General features: G+C 73.0%; 13 protein-coding genes. 4 read left to right on the forward strand and 9 right to left on the reverse strand.

Annotation, left to right across the window (positions count from 1 at the left end; genetic code table 11):
* Positions 1-34 precede the first annotated feature (34 nt).
* The 5 genes from ACFYS8_RS05780 to ACFYS8_RS05800 form a co-directional block, all read right to left on the reverse strand.
* Positions 35-364 (reverse strand): TcmI family type II polyketide cyclase, encoded by a 330-nt coding sequence (locus ACFYS8_RS05780; RefSeq protein WP_387636218.1) that lies wholly within the window; start codon positions 362-364, stop codon positions 35-37.
* A gap of 30 nt (positions 365-394) precedes the next feature.
* Complete coding sequence (locus ACFYS8_RS05785; protein ID WP_387636221.1) at positions 395-1,051, reverse strand: TetR/AcrR family transcriptional regulator; 657 nt, start codon at positions 1,049-1,051, stop codon at positions 395-397.
* 46 nt (positions 1,052-1,097) lie between these two features.
* Positions 1,098-2,573 (reverse strand): FAD-dependent monooxygenase, encoded by a 1,476-nt coding sequence (locus tag ACFYS8_RS05790; RefSeq protein WP_387636223.1) that lies wholly within the window; start codon positions 2,571-2,573, stop codon positions 1,098-1,100.
* 181 nt (positions 2,574-2,754) lie between these two features.
* Positions 2,755-2,913, reverse strand: a complete 159-nt coding sequence (locus ACFYS8_RS05795; RefSeq protein ID WP_387636226.1) for a hypothetical protein — start codon at positions 2,911-2,913, stop codon at positions 2,755-2,757.
* Positions 2,914-3,888: 975 nt separating this feature from the next.
* Positions 3,889-5,310: a hypothetical protein gene (locus ACFYS8_RS05800; RefSeq protein ID WP_387636228.1), complete on the reverse strand. Its 1,422-nt coding sequence runs from the start codon at positions 5,308-5,310 to the stop codon at positions 3,889-3,891.
* Between the two features lie 1,438 nt (positions 5,311-6,748).
* Here ACFYS8_RS05800 and ACFYS8_RS05805 point away from each other — a divergent pair.
* Entirely contained in the window at positions 6,749-8,209 is a 1,461-nt protein-coding gene (locus ACFYS8_RS05805) for an FAD-dependent monooxygenase (RefSeq protein WP_387636230.1), read from the forward strand.
* Between the two features lie 129 nt (positions 8,210-8,338).
* Here ACFYS8_RS05805 and ACFYS8_RS05810 read toward each other — a convergent pair whose 3' ends face one another.
* Positions 8,339-9,028, reverse strand: a complete 690-nt coding sequence (locus ACFYS8_RS05810; RefSeq protein WP_387636232.1) for a ScbR family autoregulator-binding transcription factor — start codon at positions 9,026-9,028, stop codon at positions 8,339-8,341.
* A 422-nt stretch (positions 9,029-9,450) separates the two neighbouring features.
* Here ACFYS8_RS05810 and ACFYS8_RS05815 point away from each other — a divergent pair, with 422 nt between their 5' ends.
* The 3 genes from ACFYS8_RS05815 to ACFYS8_RS05825 all read left to right on the forward strand — a co-directional run bounded on the left by ACFYS8_RS05815 (position 9,451) and on the right by ACFYS8_RS05825 (position 12,639).
* Positions 9,451-10,146 carry a response regulator transcription factor gene (locus tag ACFYS8_RS05815; RefSeq protein ID WP_387636234.1) on the forward strand — a complete coding sequence of 232 codons (696 nt, stop codon included), beginning with the start codon at positions 9,451-9,453 and terminating at the stop codon, positions 10,144-10,146.
* 222 nt (positions 10,147-10,368) lie between these two features.
* Positions 10,369-12,144, forward strand: coding sequence for an acetyl/propionyl/methylcrotonyl-CoA carboxylase subunit alpha (locus ACFYS8_RS05820; protein WP_387636237.1), 1,776 nt, complete (start codon positions 10,369-10,371; stop codon positions 12,142-12,144).
* Between the two features lie 6 nt (positions 12,145-12,150).
* On the forward strand, positions 12,151-12,639 hold the full coding sequence (locus ACFYS8_RS05825; protein WP_387636240.1) for a nuclear transport factor 2 family protein: 489 nt from the start codon (positions 12,151-12,153) through the stop codon (positions 12,637-12,639).
* Here the strand turns inward: ACFYS8_RS05825 and ACFYS8_RS05830 are convergent.
* The 3 genes from ACFYS8_RS05830 to ACFYS8_RS05840 are packed head-to-tail and all read right to left on the reverse strand — an operon-like array spanning position 12,636 to position 15,384.
* A complete protein-coding gene (locus ACFYS8_RS05830) occupies positions 12,636-13,847 on the reverse strand; it encodes an ATP-binding protein (protein WP_387636242.1) in 1,212 nt (403 codons plus the stop codon). The genes ACFYS8_RS05825 and ACFYS8_RS05830 overlap by 4 nt on opposite strands.
* Positions 13,844-14,557, reverse strand: a complete 714-nt coding sequence (cseB, locus tag ACFYS8_RS05835; protein WP_387636245.1) for a two-component system response regulator CseB — start codon at positions 14,555-14,557, stop codon at positions 13,844-13,846. Before cseB ends, ACFYS8_RS05830 begins: the two co-directional genes overlap by 4 nt.
* Positions 14,554-15,384: a hypothetical protein gene (locus ACFYS8_RS05840; protein ID WP_387636248.1), complete on the reverse strand. Its 831-nt coding sequence runs from the start codon at positions 15,382-15,384 to the stop codon at positions 14,554-14,556. The genes cseB and ACFYS8_RS05840 overlap by 4 nt, the downstream gene beginning before the upstream one ends.
* Positions 15,385-15,453: the final 69 nt, after the last annotated feature.

A 15,453-nucleotide genomic window follows, 5' to 3' on the forward strand; every position in this document is an offset into this window, starting at 1 on the left:
CGGTGCCTTTCCCTGGTGTCGGTGGCGGTCGGCGTCACTGGGAGGCCGTCCAGTTGTAGAAGCGGGTGGCCATGGCGTCGGCGGGCGAGCGCCAGGTGGCCGGGTCGAAGGCGCCGATGAACGGCTTGAGGTCCTCGCTGATGCCGACGAACCGCGGGTCGGTCTTGGCCGCCTCGATCAGTTCGCCGCCGTTGTCGCCGTCGAAGTCCTGGAGGTGGAAGTACAGGCCGTTGTAGGCGAACAGCTGGCGGCGGCGGGTGCCCATCCGGTGCGGCATGTCGGTGCCGTCGAACTCGCCGAAGAGCTTGGCGACCTGGGCGCTGGACTCGACGTCCATGCGGGCCACGATCAGGGTGCTGTGCATGGTCTTCTCTCTTCCGTGGGTGTCGGCGCCTCAGGCGGCGCGGGTGGGGCCGAAGAGCCGGATGAAGTCCGCCACGCCCGCGTCGACCAGGGCGTCGCGTTCGAAGTCGGCGAGCGGCAGGGCGCCGTGGAACGAGCGCTGCACGACGCTGCCGGCGACCAGCTGGACGAACCGGCCGGCCGCGTGGTCGGCGTCGGCGATGTCCAGCAGTCCGGCGTCGGCGATCCGCCGGAGCCGGCGGGCCAGTTCGCGCTGGGCCTGCCGGGGGCCGGCGGTCTGCCACATCTCCAGGACGCCGGCGGGCAGCCGGGTGACCTCGGCGCCGATGTGCCGGACGATGGCGAAGTGCTCGGGGAAGGTCGTCATGGGCGTCAGCCAGGCGCGGCCGAGGGCGGCGAGGTCCGCCGCCAGGTCGTCCACCTGGACGAGGTGGTCCTCGGCGATGACGGTCAGCGCGGCGGCGACGGACGCGGCGCTGTCCAGCAGCACCGACAGCAGCAGCTGTTCCTTGTCCCTGAAGTAGTGCTCCACCGCGGCCGGTTCGAGGCCGGCCTGCTCGGCGATCGCCTCGACGGTGGTGTGGGTCCAGCCCTCGCGGGCGAAGACCGTGCGGGCCGCGGTGACGACGTCCCGGCGTTCCTCCGCCGGACCGGCGTGGACCGCGATCGTTGCCTGCAGCGTGGCCATGGGCGTACTCCTCCTTGACGTGCGGTTCGGTGGGGGTGTCGGTCGCTCAGCCGGCGAGCGGCTTGCCGAACCAGCGCTCCAGCGCCATCGGCAGGTCGTGGTGGCTGCCGGGCGCGGCCCAGGCGATGTAGCCGTCGGGGCGGATCAGCACGGCGGTGGTGTCCCCCAGGCCACTGGCGGCGGTGCGGCGGCCGGGCTCGGCGGTGACGATGTCGACCCGGTCGGACCAGCCGGCCGCCCGGGCACGCAGCCGCGGGTTGTCGGTGAGGTCGAGCAGCAAGCCGCGGGCGGAGTGCAGCAGTTCGGTGCTGGTGGTGACCCGCCTGGCGGTGGTGAGCTCCAGGTTCGGCATGCGCTTGCCGAGCAGCGGGTGGGTGCCCGTGCCCACGTCGTAGGTGATCTCCAGGCCGCTGACCATGGCGGTCAGGTGGGTGGCAACCTCGGGGTACTCGATGAGTTCGGACAGCACGTCGCGCAGCGGCTGCACCTCGGGTCCGCTCAGGAAGAGCAGGCCCTGGGCCTGGGTGTTCATCAGCAGCCGCTTGCCGACCCGGTGCCGCTCGGAGTGGTACGTGTCGAGCAGGCCTTCGGGGGCGGTGCCGTGGACGACGGCGGCGAGCTTCCAGCCCAGGTTCACCGAGTCCTGGATGCTGGTGTTCATGCCCTGGCCGCCGGCCGGCAGGTGGATGTGGGCGGCGTCGCCGGCCAGGATGATCCGGCCGCGCCGGTACTCGGTGACCTGGCGGGTGGCGTTGCCGAAGGCGCTGACCCAGACCGGCTCGGCGTGCGAGATGTCGTCGCCGGTCAGCCGCTTCCAGGCGTCCGCGACCTCCTGCCACGGCGGCGGGGTGTCGCGGCGCTGCGGCGGGTTGCCGCGCTCGCAGACGATGATCCGGGTGGTGCCGCCGGGCAGCGGGCCGACCATCACCATGCCGCCGGGCAGGGTCTCGCCGATCATGCGGGTCTTGAGTTCGACGCCCTTGATGTCGGCGAGGAACATCTCCATCGTCGCCGCGGTGCCGGGGAAGTCGAACCCCGCCGCCTTGCGGACCATCGAGCGGCCACCGTCGCAGCCGACCAGGTAGGCGGCGCGCAGCGTCTGCTCGCCCTTCGGGCCGCGCACCTTCACGCGGACGCCGTCGCCCTCGTCGGTCACCTCCAGCACCTCGTGGCTGCGCCGGATGTCGGCGCCGAGGCTGGTCGCCCACTCCTCCAGGTGCGTCTCGGTGGCGGACTGCGGAACCGACTTCGCGGCCTGCTGGGCGCCTTCCAGAACGGAGAAATCGATCGGCAGACCACCGAAATGACCGAGGTCGCTGGTCTCGACGTCGCCGAAGCGGCCGAGAATTCCGCGCTGGTCGAATATTTCCATGGTGCGGGCGGTGAACCCGAGCCCACGGGATTCTCCGGTGCGCTCCGCGAGACGCTCGAGAACGACGACATCGACGCCGGCGAGCCGCAGTTCGCCCGCCAGCATCATTCCGGCGGGGCCCGCGCCCACAACGATCACTGAAGCGTCCATGTACCTCTCCTCGGCCATTTCCGGGTTCCTTCGGTTCGACACACAACTGCGGCGACGTCAATGAGTCTGTTGGCCCGGAGAAAGGACTTCAAGGCACTTCTGTTCAGGCCTCCGCAGGGTTTCTTCACGGCTCTGTGCGCCCTGTGCAAATACGTCCGGCGAATGTCAGGGAATGGACAGATCACCGGGGGCGCCACCAGTGCACCGTCCGGTCGGCCGGCTCCTCGCCGGAGCGGGCCGGATCGTTGTCGCGGACCTCGGTGCGGAACGGCTCGCGGTAGCGGGGGAACTCCGCGGCGACGTCGGCCGGGGCCAGGGTCGAGCGGTCGGCCTCCACCATCAGCACCGGCACCCCGGGCTCGGGCCCGGAGCAGCTGCGCAAGCGACTGCGGCGACTCAAGGACGAGGGCCTGGTCGAGAGCGTCGTGCTGCCGCAGGCCGGGAAGCTGCGAACGTGGTTCCTGACCGAGCACGCGGTGCGGATCGCCGCGACCTTCCCCGAGTTGGAGGGCGTCACCTCGCCGCCGCTGCCCGGGGACAAGACGGCGGCGCGGCTGCGGGTCGGCCACGTCCTGGCCGTCGTGCGCACCCACGTCGCCTTCGTGGCCGTCGCTCGGGCGGCGGGGGACGAGTGCGCGCCGCTGTGGGTGCCGGCGCGGCCACGGTGTTCGAGGGCGAGCAGCTCGGCCGGTGGGTGCGGGCGCAGCGGGCCGGCCGGCCGGGGCTGGGGGCGGACCGGTGGGGCCTGCTGTCGGCGATCGGGGTCGAAGGCGATGCCGGGCTGGTGGCCGCCGGGGCCGCCGCGGAGGCGAAGCGGAAGGTGTCGCGCACGGGCCCGGTTCGTCCAGGGTCTGGCGGCGCCGGCGGCCCTTTGTCGGGCGGGAGCGGCATCCGCGGGTGCCCCGGCCGCACGAGGAGCCGTTGGAGGTCGTGGAGGCCAGCCCCGGGGGCGAGTCGTGTCGCACTTCGCGCTGGGTACCTGGCTCGACAACCGGAAGGCAGGAGGGCGGAACTGGCGTCGGGTCGGCTCGCGCGGCTCGTCGGGCTCGGCGTCGGGTGGGCGTGGGCAGGCTGTCGCTTCTGCCGGGTGCTGCTGGCCGGCCTCGCGATGTGCGGGGCCGGCCGGCAGTGTTCGGTGGGCTGCTGGTGGGTCAGCGGCGTGGCCCGGGTGGAAGGGCTGCGGGCGTGAAGCGGTGTGGCGCGGGTGTGCTCCGCAGCTGGTTTGGTTCTCGTTGAACGGGGGGGTGAGCCCGTCCGGGGCGCTGTTCGAGTAGTTGTGGTGGTGCGGGCTCCGAGGTCCCCAGGGCTGGTTGGTCTACCAGTGCTCGGGGCGGTCGCAGTGCGTGTCGTACTTGTTGTGTTCGTCGTGCCGGGGGCGCTCGATCCTGGTGGGGTCGGTGGCGGTGTGGGGGGTGGTGTCGCCGCCTCCGGTGACGACCGCGACGTTGGTGACCTCGTCGTCGGCGCTGCAGGAGACGTCGACCTGCAGGGTGATGGGCGGGTAGCTGCTCCCGGCGGGAAGGATGTCACTGCGAGTGCAGGTGAGCGTGCCCTGGTCACAGGTCCAGCCCGTGCCGCTGATGCTGTCGGCCTCGAGCCCTGCGGGGAGGGTGTCTTGCATGGTGACGGTGGTGCCGTCGGTCGGGGCGGCTCCGGCGGCGTTGCCGACGGTGATGGTGTAGATGCCGTCCTGTCCCTGGGTGAAGTGCCCGGTGTGGGTCTTGGTGATGGTCAAGGACGGGACTACGTAGGAGATGGTCACCTGGCCGTTGTGGTTCGCCGTCCCGATCGTCGACGGCGCATAGCTCGTGCCGGTGCCCGTGGGGGTGGCGAAGCTGCTGCCCCCGCCGCCGCCACCACCACCCGCCGAGGTGCCGTGGTTGTTGACGGCGCCGCTGCCGCCGCCCCCGCCGCCGAAGTAGCCGCCCCCGCCGCCACCGCCGCCAGCGATGGCAGTGGCGGCGCAGCCGCCGTCGAAGGTGCCGCCGGTGCCGCCGGTGCCGACCGTGGCACCCAGGAACCCGCCTCCCGGCCCACCCGAAAAAGCGGCACAGGGTGGAGCGGTGCCGGCGGCCCCGCCGGCGCCCCCGGTGCTGGTGCTGGTGCTGCCGCCGCCCCCGCCCTGCCCCGGGGAAGCCCCGGAGCCGGTGGCACTTCCCGCGGTACCGCCGGTGGCATCCGGTGTCGTCCCGCCGTTGCCTCCGTTGCCTCCCGTGGAGCCCGCTCCGGTGCCGCCGGAGGCACCGCCGCCCCCGGCGACCACCAGCAGGGAGCCGCCCGTGCTGACGCTGGAGGCCCCGCCCCCGCCCGGACCTTCGAAGTGGAAGCCGCTGAGCGGGAAACTCCCCCCTGGGGCGCCGCCGTTGAACCCGCCCGCACCCGCCGTTCCGGTGCCGTTGCAGCCCTTGCCGCCGGTGCCGCCGACGTTGACGGTGAAGGTCGTCGGTGCGACGGTCTGCGGCAGGGTGGTCACCACCCGCGCCCCCGTCCCACCGGTCCCGGTGACGGAACATGGGGTGCCGGTGTTGTCGGCGCCGCCCGCGCCGTCCGCGGTGATCGTCACCACCGCCGCCGCCGGAACGGTCAGGGTCTGCGAAGCGCCGGTGAAGGTGAAGGTCTGCGACGGATCGGCCTCCTGCGCCCGCGCCGGCACGGCCCCCGCCGGCGCGGCGGCCACCGGTGGAGCCGCGGCCGCCAGCAGCGCCATAGCGGACAGCAGCGCGCCCCCCACCGACATCACCCCCACACCATGCTCCCCACGCCGTCCACCCGGGCCGACCAGGTCGGACGCACCGCCGGCACCGGCCGGGATCGTCCCACCGGCCAGGGCCCTGTTGAATACGGCCGCGGGCCGCTGACGGCTGACCCGGTACCACGGCAGATCGCCCTGTCCACGCGTACGAGCACTCATCCGCAGGTTCACCTCTCCTCATAACAAAGCGCCCCGCACCCTCACGCGACAACGCGGAAGTGCGACAGGACACTTGACGTCAAATCATGACAAACCACAGTGGATACCCCGCCCCGATCACTTCGAGGTAGCGAGGTTGTGATGAGAAGCCTCGTATGTCGCAACACCCCGCGCGAGCCGGCGAGGACCCGGCATCGCCCATACGCCCCACTGCGCCAAGCCCTGCTCGACGCCGACGAGGTCGCCGTCGTACGCGCCACGCTGCGTACCCGCGAGACCCTCGCGGTGCAAATGGGTACGCGACAGGGGCTCGAGTCCGACGGCCTGGCCGACCGGACCGTGCTGCCGCTGGAGACGGTGTACGAGGGCGAGCAGCTCGGCCGGTGCGGGCGGGCGCGGCGCGCCGGCCGGCCGGGCCTGGTGGCGGACCGGCGGGACCTCCTCATCGCGATCGCGATCGGGATCGGGGCCGGCGCCGGGCCGGTGGCCGCGAAGGCCGCCGCGGAGGCGAAGCCGAAGGTGTCGCGGGCAGGCCGGTTCGCCCGGGGTCCGGCGGCGCCGGCGGCGTTTGTCGAGCGGGAGCGGCATCCCCGGGGTGCCCCGCCCGCGCAAGGAGCCGTTGGGGACCGTGGAGGCCGGCCCCGGCGGGTGAGGAGCAGGTGGTGGTGTCGCACTTCGCGCCGGGCAGCTGGCTCGACCATCAGAAGGCCGGCCGGGCGAAGCCGGCGCCCGGCCGGCTCGCGCGGCTCGCCGAGCGCGGCGCGGAGTGGGCGTAGCGGGCCGTCCCCCGGTTCGGGTGGCCAGTTGCCCGGCGGTGGGCTTCTTGGGCCCTGAGACAGCACTGTGAGGCCGTCGCCTGCGGGGACAGAAGGGGCGCAGGGGCGCAGACAGGGACGTCGGAATTCCCGGCCGCCTCCACCAACTCTTCGACCCGGGCGAACGCGGCGGGCGCAGGCCGGGACGGGAGAGCCGCATCGGGAGTGTCATCGGGAGCGCGCCGAGTGATCGGGCACCGCACCCGCTGCGGCTGGGCGGTCGGAGCCGCTTGATCCGAGCACTGCCCGGCGTCGATCGCGGACACGCCGTCTTCACGCGTTCAGTGTCGGGTCGAGGTCGGCGCGCGGGGCGGCGCCGGCGTCGGTCGGACCCTGCTCGGCGGCGCGGCGCACCACCGGTGCGCCCGGCGGCCGGCCGCCCCGAACGGCCGGGGTTCGGTCGGGCTGTGTTAGGTTGCGCGCCGGTTTCGGCGTGATCAGGGGGCTCCATGCGCAGGGGTGCGGCAACACGGGTCGTGGTGGCCGGAGGCGGTCCGGTCGGGCTGTTGGTGGCGGCGGAACTGGCCGGCTACGGCGTCGACACGGTGGTCCTGGAGGCCCGGGACACCGTCGACGAGCACCCGAAGGCCAACACGCTGCACGCCCGGACGGTGCAGTGCCTGGTGCGCCGCGGCTACCTGGACCTGCCGGTGTCCGCCGAGCGCGCCGGAACGGTGTCCACGCCGTTCCACTTCGGCGGGCTGCACATGCTCGCCATCACCGCGCCCGCGAGCGAGCCGCCCGCCGTGGTCAAGCGCCTCCAGGCCGACCTGGAGCGGGAGTTCGAGGGACGGGCGACCGCGCGCGGCGCCCGGGTCCTGCGCGCGCACCGCGTCATGACGGCCCGCCAGGACGCGGACCGGACCGTGGTGGTGGCCGAAGGCCCCGACGGGGCGGCCGAGTTCACCGCCGACTTCCTGGTCGGGGCGGACGGCGCCCGCAGCACCGTGCGCGAGCAACTCGGCTTCGGCTGCGAGGAGCAACTGCCCACCGTCTCCGCGGCCATGGGCGTGGTCCGGGTCGCCGAGCCGGGCGCGCTGCCGGAGGGCTGGCGGAGCACACCGCGCGGCTGGACGGTCGCCCGCCCGCTGCCGGACGGCCGCCACCTGGTCCGCGTCCTCGACCTGAGCGCCCCGCACCCGGACCGGCGCACGCCGCTGACCCGGCAGGAACTCGAGGCGGAGCTGTCCCGGATCACCGGCCACCCCGTGCCGCTGTCCGAGGCCACCAGCCTCAGCCGGTTCAGCGACTTCACCCGGCTCGCCGACCAGTACCGCCGGGGCCGGGCCTTCCTGGTCGGCGACGCCGCGCACGCCCACTTCCCCATCGGCGGCCAGGGGTTGAGCACCGGGCTGCTGGACGGCCTGAACCTCGCCTGGAAGCTGGCGTTCGCGGTCCGCGGCACCGCGGGCGAGGGCCTGCTCGACACCTACGAGTCCGAGCGCCGGCCCGTCGCCCAGCAGGTCGTCGCCAACACCCGGGCCCAGCTCGCCCTGATGAAACCCGACCCCGCGCTGCGCGAACTGCGCGAACTGTTCGAGCAGTTGCTGACCCGCGCCGAGGGCGGCCGGCTGGTCGGCGGCATGATCAGCGCCCAGGGCCTGGACCTGCCGGCCCGCGGGCCGGGCGCGTCACCGTGGGAGGGCCGTTTCCTCGACAACGCCACCCTCGGCGGCACCGACCTCATCGGCCTGCTGGCGGGGGGCCGCCCGCTGCTACTCACCAGCGACGACTCCCCCGCGCAGGAGGCGGCCGGCTGGGCGCACGTCGTCACCACTGTCCCCGTACCGCGATCCGCGCTGCCGGCTCCGGCACTGCTGGTCCGCCCCGACGGCTACATCGCCTGGGCCCCGGACGGCGGCCGGCTCACCGAGGCGCTGCGGAGCTGGTTCGGGGAACCGCGCCCCTGACCCTCCCGCACCAAAAACCGATCGTACTGTTTGTCAACGCGCGCGCCGGCCCTCAACCAAGGGCCTCTCGGCACGCACGGACAACGGCAGCCTGGCTTTCCCACTCCAAACGGTACCGTGCGGTCGGTTTTACTGGTCCGGCGCGCTCTCGGGCGAAGCGATGTACGGGGCGAATCGCCGGTGGATCTCGGCGATCTGCTCCAGGACCTCGTCGCCGCCCTTCGGGTCGGTCGCGGCCCGGGCCTGCTCGGTGCAGGCAGCGAACAGCATCTGCTGCCAGAAGCCCGTGACCGTGCGGCGCGACAGCCATTCCCGGTCGCGCCGGCCGAGTATCTCCATGCCGAGCGTCGCGCTCGTCACGGTGTTCACCAGGTCCTCCAACTCCGCGTCGGGCCGCAGCGCCCCGTCGGCCGCGGCCCGGGTGACGCGGCTCTGCACGCACCCCTGCCACTCCCGGCGCAGGTCGATCTCGCCCTGCGCCCAGTCGCAGTTGAGGCGGAAGCCCGCGCGGACCACCACGTCCTCCGTCAGCAGGTACGCGAAGCCGTGGGACATGTCCGCCATGGCCTGCACGGCATTGCCCTGCCAGAGGGTGGCCCGGCGCGCGGCCCGGCGCAGGACGTGGACGGCCGACTGCTCGACGGCGCGGGCAACGGCGGCCTTGTTCTCGAAGTGGAAGGTCAGGGCACCACGGCTGACCTCCGCACCCGAACTGATCGCGGTCAGCCCGGTCTGCACATAGCCGTGCTGCTCGAAGAGCCCGGCCGCCGAGCGGATCAGCGCGTTGCGGGTACGGGTCGCCCGTTCTTGTTTGCTCACTCTCTCGGCTCCGTCTTGGGAGGCGCGGCACAGTGCGCCCTACTATAAAACCAACTCCCCGGTATTGAACAATCGGGCGTCCGATTTGATCACGATCGGACCGGCCTGGCCGGCGTCGCGGCGGCACGCCCGAGCCCGTCCCGGGGGCGCGGAGATCAACTACAGGGGCACGTCAAGTCTGCTGCTGTACGGATGCGTTGAGACACCCTCCGAGACCGCCCCCGCGCCAGCGCGACGGCCTCGAATCTTTGACAAACCGGCATGCCGGTTTGTATTCTCCTGACGTCTACTCACCATGAGCTCAGCGCCGACTTGCAGGGGGAGAGCAGATGACCAGGTCATCCTCGGATCTTTTGGTGCACCGGGCACACAGTGCGCATCACGACCGTCGCCACCAGGCAGAACAGTCGGTCGCCGGGCCGGTGGTGGAACAGCCCGTGCGGCCGCAGCGCGAGCCCCTCCGGGTGCTCGTCGTGGAGAACGAGACCAAGGCCGCCGACTCCCTGGTACAGGGCCTGCGCCGCCAGGGCTACCGGTCCGACAGCGTGGCGACCGGGGCCCGGGCCCTGCAGACCTACCGCAGCGCGGACCTGATCCTGCTCGACCTCGACCTGCCCGACATCGACGGCCTCGAAGTCTGCCGCAGCGTGCGCGCCATGTCGGACACCCCGGTCATCGCCCTGACCGCCCGGGACTCCGAGCTCGACCGGGTACTCGGCCTGCAGGCCGGCGCCGACGACTACATGGTCAAGCCGTACGGGTTCCGCGAACTGGTGGCCCGGATGGAGGCCGTCATGCGCCGCGTCCGTCCGCCGCACGTCCTCGAACAGGTCATCAAGCACGGCCCGCTGCAGATCGACGCCGGCACCCGCGAAGTGCTGCTCGACGGCGAGCCGGTGGAAATGACCCGCAAGGAATTCGACCTGCTGCACCTGCTCGCGGCCCAGCCCGAGACCGTCGTCTCGCGCCGACAGCTGATGACCCAGGTCTGGGACGACTCCTGGTCGCGCCCCGGCCGCACCATCGACACCCACGTCAGCAGCCTGCGCAACAAGCTGGGCTCCAGCAGCTGGATCATCACCGTGCGCGGCGTCGGATTCCGCCTCGGCCACGCCTGAAAACGGCCGCCCGGAGCCGGAGTTGACCAAGGCGTGTAGTGCGGTGCGTAGATCCCTGAAGCGAGCACCGGGCAGGGTGGGATTCCCGAACGCAGGTTTCCGAACGCAGGTCTCCGGACCCGACTTTCCGGACGCAGGTCTCCGGACCCGACTTTCCGGACGCAGGTCTCCGGACCCGACTTTCCGGACGCAGGTTTCCACCCCTGGGAGAAGTGACTCGTCATGCGCAAGGTGCTCATCGCCAATCGTGGTGAAATCGCTGTCCGCGTCGCCCGGGCGTGCCGGGATGCCGGTATCGCCAGCGTCGCCGTCTACGCCGAGCCGGACCGGGACGCACTGCACGTGCGGGCGGCCGACGAGGCGTACGCGCTGGGCGGCGACACCCCCGCGAGCAGTTACCTGGACATCGCGAAGGTCCTGAAGGCGGCCGCCGATTCGGGCGCGGACGCGATCCACCCCGGCTACGGCTTCCTCTCGGAGAACGCCGACTTCGCCCAGGCCGTCCTGGACGCCGGCCTGACCTGGATCGGCCCGCCGCCGCAGGCCATCCGCGACCTCGGCGACAAGGTCACCGCCCGGCACGTGGCGCAGCGCGCCGGTGCCCCGTTGGTGGCTGGTACCGCGGACCCGGTGTCGGGTGCGGACGAGGTTGTCGCGTTCGCGTCGGAGCATGGTCTGCCGGTCGCTATCAAGGCGGCGTTCGGTGGCGGTGGTCGTGGTCTGAAGGTGGCCCGTACGCTGGAGGAGATTCCGGAGCTGTACGAGTCGGCGGTGCGTGAGGCGGTGGCCGCGTTCGGCCGCGGTGAGTGCTTCGTCGAGCAGTACCTGGACAAGCCGCGGCACGTCGAGACCCAGTGTCTGGCCGATCAGCACGGCAACGTGGTGGTGGTCTCCACGCGTGACTGCTCGTTGCAGCGTCGCCACCAGAAGCTGGTCGAGGAGGCGCCCGCGCCGTTCCTGACGGCGGAGCAGAACGCCGAGCTGTACCGGGCGTCCAAGGCGATCCTGCGTGAGGCGGGCTACGTCGGCGCCGGTACCTGCGAGTTCCTGGTCTCGCAGGACGGTCTGATCTCCTTCCTGGAGGTCAACACCCGCCTCCAGGTCGAGCACCCGGTGTCCGAGGAGGTCACCGGCCTGGACCTGGTCCGCGAGATGTTCCGGATCGCCGACGGCGAGGAGCTCGGCTACGACGATCCGGAGGTCCGCGGTCACTCCTTCGAGTTCCGGATCAACGGCGAGGACCCGGGTCGCAACTTCCTGCCCGCGCCCGGCACCGTCACCCTGTTCGCCCCGCCGTCCGGCCCGGGCGTGCGCCTGGACGCCGGCGTCGAGTCCGGCTCGGTCATCGGCCCCGCCTGGGACTCGCTGCTCGCCAAGCTGATCGTCACCGGCACCGACCGCAAGCAGGCCCTTCAGCGCGCCAAGCGCGCCCTGGAGGAGTTCAAGGTGGAGGGCATGGCCACCGCCATCCCGTTCCACCAGGCCGTGGTCACCGACCCCGCCTTCGCCCCCGAGGTGCACGGCTCCGAGGGCCCGTTCACGGTCTTCACCCGCTGGATCGAGACCGAGTTCGACAACACCATCCCGGCGTTCGCGGGCGCCGGCGGCGACGGCGAGGAGAACGACGAGCCGGAACGCGAGAACCTCGTCGTCGAGGTCGGCGGCCGCCGCCTCGAGATCTCCCTCCCTGCGGGCATGGGCATCTCGGGGGCCCGTTCGGCTGCTGCCCCGGGCGTCAGGCCGAAGCGGCGCACGGCGTCGGCGTCCGGCCCGGCGATCTCCGGCGACACGCTGGCCTCGCCGATGCAGGGCACCATCGTCAAGGTCGCCGTCGAGGAGGGCCAGGTCGTCGCCGAGGGCGAGCTGGTCGTCGTCCTGGAGGCGATGAAGATGGAACAGCCGCTCAACGCCCACAAATCCGGCACCGTCACGGGCCTGTCCCTGGAGGTCGGCGCCGCCCTCACCTCCGGCGCCGCCATCTGCGAGATCAAGGACTGACACCCCATGCCGAACAGCACTCAGGACCGCATCGACCGCCTCGAGAACCAGCTGCGCGAACTGACGGACCGCAGCCGGATCGGCGCGCTGATCGACCGCTTCGTCTCCGGGCTCGACCACCCGGATCCGCGGTGGTGCGACGAGGCGTGGTACCGCTCGGTGTTCAGCGACGGCATCGTGCTCGACATGCCCAACGGCACCCACACCGGGATCGCCGGCCTCCCGCTCTTCTTCGGCGGCCCCAAGTCGCAGTGGGCGCGGACCCACCACGTAACCACCAACCACCTGATCGAGGTGGCCGGTGACACCGCGACGGGCCGGGCGAACGTCCAGGCCACCCACGTCCCGCACGGCCCCGACGCCCCGCTCTTCACCGGCGGCGCCCGCTACGACTTCCAGGCGGTCCGCACCCCCGCCGGCTGGCGGATCAGCCACCTGGCCACGGCGATCGTCTGGCTCGACCACGGCACCCCCGCCATGGCGGCGCAACGCTAAAGCGCTGCGGGGCCGGGCAGTTGGAGGTGGGCGAGCGCGCCGCCGTCGGGGTGGTTGCGCAAGCTCAACCGGACACCGATCGCGGCGGCGTGGCCCTGGGCGATGGTCAGGCCGAGGCCGTGGCCGCCGCCGCGTTCGCGGGCTCCGGTGCGGAAGCGCTGCGGGCCCTCGTGGAGGATCTCCTCGGGGTAGCCGGGCCCGTGGTCGCGAACGGTCACGGTGGTGCCGTGCACCGTCACCAACACCGGTGCCCGGCCGTGGCGTTGCGCGTTGGCGACCAGGTTGGCGACGACCCGGTCGAGGCGGCGCGGGTCGGTGCTGACCACGACGTCGGAGTCGGTCCGCAGCTCGACCCCGGCGTTGGCGGTGATCCGGGCCATCAGCGGGGCGAGCGGGAGGTCGGCGAGTTCCGGCGTCTCGGCGCCGGCGTCCAGCCGGGACACCTCCAGCAGGTCCTCCGTCAGGTCGCGCAGCGCGCGCACCCGGTTGCGGACCAGTTCGGTCGGCCGGCCCGGGGGCAGCAGTTCGGACGCGGTCAGCAGGCCGGTCAGCGGGGTGCGCAGTTCGTGGGCGACGTCGGCGGTGAAGCGCTGTTCGCCGGCGAGCTTGCTGCGCAGGGTGGCTGACATCGAATCGACGGCGGCGGCGAGTTCGGCCACTTCGTCGCGGGCCCGGCCGAGCCGTCCGATCCGGGCGTCGAGGTCGCCGCCGGCGATGGTGCGGGCGGTGCGGGCGGCGGTCCGCAGGCGGCTGCTGATCCGGTCGGCGGCGAGCACCCCGGCGAGGACGGTGACCAGGACGGACAGTGCGGCACCGATCGCCACGGCGCGGTCCAGGTCGGCGATCGCCCGCGCGTCCTCGGCGTAGTCGATCCGGACGGACAGCACCCGTCCGTCGGTTCCGGCGGCGGCCCACATCGCGGTGCCGTGCGGGCCGGGGCCGAGCATCGAGCCCTGGTGGCCGCGCTCGGCGAGCCGGCGCAGGTCGGCCGGCAGGGCCGGGTCGTCGGCGGCGGCGTGCCAGCCGCCGACCAGGTCTCCCGTGGCGTCGTACCCGGTGAGCAGCGCGTCGAGGGCGGTCATGGCGGACTTGCGGGCCTGGTCGGTGTGCTGACGCACCGAGGCCTGGTGGACCAGGATTCCCACGGCCAGCGCGACCAGGCAGGAGACCAGCGCGATGACGGCGGCGATCTGCCGGCGGAGCGTCACGTCGTCCGCCGCAGTTTGTAGCCGAAGCCCCGGACGGTCTCGATCCGGGTGGCGCCGATCTTGGCCCGGAGCCGCTGGACGTGGACGTCCACCACCCGACTGTCCGCGCCCCAGGAGTAGTCCCAGACCCGCTCCAGCAGCACCTGTCGCTCCATCAACACGCCTGGTGCGGCGGTGAATTCGAGCAGCAGCCGGAGTTCGGTCGGGGTGAGCGGCACCGGCCGGCCGGCCACCTTGACCTCCATCGCGTCGGTGTCCACCTCCAGGTCGTCGATCACCCGCACGGAGTTCCCCGGCGCGGTCGCCGCAGCGGCGGCCGTCGCGGTCGGCCCGAAGCCGGTGCGCCGCAGGACGGTCCGGATCCGGGCGACCAGGACGGCGATCTCGAACGGCTTGACCACGTAGTCGTCGGCGCCGGCCTCCAGCCCGGAGATCACGTCGATGGGTTCGGTGCGGGCGGACATCATCAGGATCGGCAGCTGGCTCTCCTCGCGGATCCGCCGGCACAGGCCGACCCCGTCGAGCAGCGGCAGCATCACGTCGAGCAGCAGCAGGTCCGGCGGCGCGGCGCGGAAGCGTTCCAGGCCCTCCAGTCCGTCGCCGGCGGTGTCGACCGGGAATCCGTAGCGCTCCAGGGCGAGTTGGGTGGCTTCGCGGATCACCTCGTCGTCCTCGACCAGCAGGATGCGCGGGGAGGCGGGAGTGCTCATGGGTTCCTCGTCGGGACGGGCTGGACGGCGCCGCCCTGCCGGGCTGCCGGGATGCGGCCGCCCTGCGGGACGGGGGACGCGCTGTCGGTGGGGTCGCGGCGCGGCAACGGCCCGGCGGTCGGCACCACCGGGACGGTCGGCGCGCTGTCGGCCGGGCAGCCGGGGACGTTCGGGTCGGTGCCGGTGGCCTTGATCCGCCGGTCGACGAAGGCCATCCGGCCGGCGTTCCACCGGTAGGTGCTGCTGGTCTCGGCGGACGGGCCGGTGGGCTCGTGGACGACCAGGTCCTCGCCGACGGTCTCGGCGGTGAACCCCGGGAGCGCGGCCACCGTCAGCACCGGCAGCACCTCGCGGCCGCGCAGCGTGTAGACGTGCAGCACGGCCCGCCCGCCCTCCGAGTCGGCGCCGGCGACCACGGCGGTCAGCAGTTCGGGGCTGCCGTCGCCGTTGAGGTCGCGGTACTGGGCGGGCCGGATCTCGCAGCCGGTGCACCGGCCGTTCAGCGCGGCCCGCTCGGCCGAGCTCAGGTCGGGTTCGGCGCCGAGCACGGCGCGGGCGTCGAGTTCGGTGAGCGAACCGGCCGACAGCCCGGGCAGCGGGACGGGCGCCTGCGGGACCGCCGAGGCCTGCGCGGCGGGCGGCGCGGAGGTCGCGGACACGGGCCACAGCGGCAGCGGGCTCGGGTGGGCCTGGATCGGCCGGGTCGCCCCGGCGTCGTCCAGACCACCGGGCGCCCGGCAGCCGGTGACGGCCACCAGCGCCAGCAGCGCCGGCAGTCCGAGCAGGACGCACCGCAGCAGGGCAGGGCGAACGGTCCAGGTCCTCACGTCGAAACGGCGCCTTTCGGGTGCGGGCGGGGTGCGGGCGGGAAGAGCCGCCAGTCTCCCCCACCGCCG

Origin of the sequence: Kitasatospora sp. NPDC004615 (assembly GCF_042873545.1) — a bacterium.
Lineage (GTDB): Bacteria > Actinomycetota > Actinomycetes > Streptomycetales > Streptomycetaceae > Kitasatospora.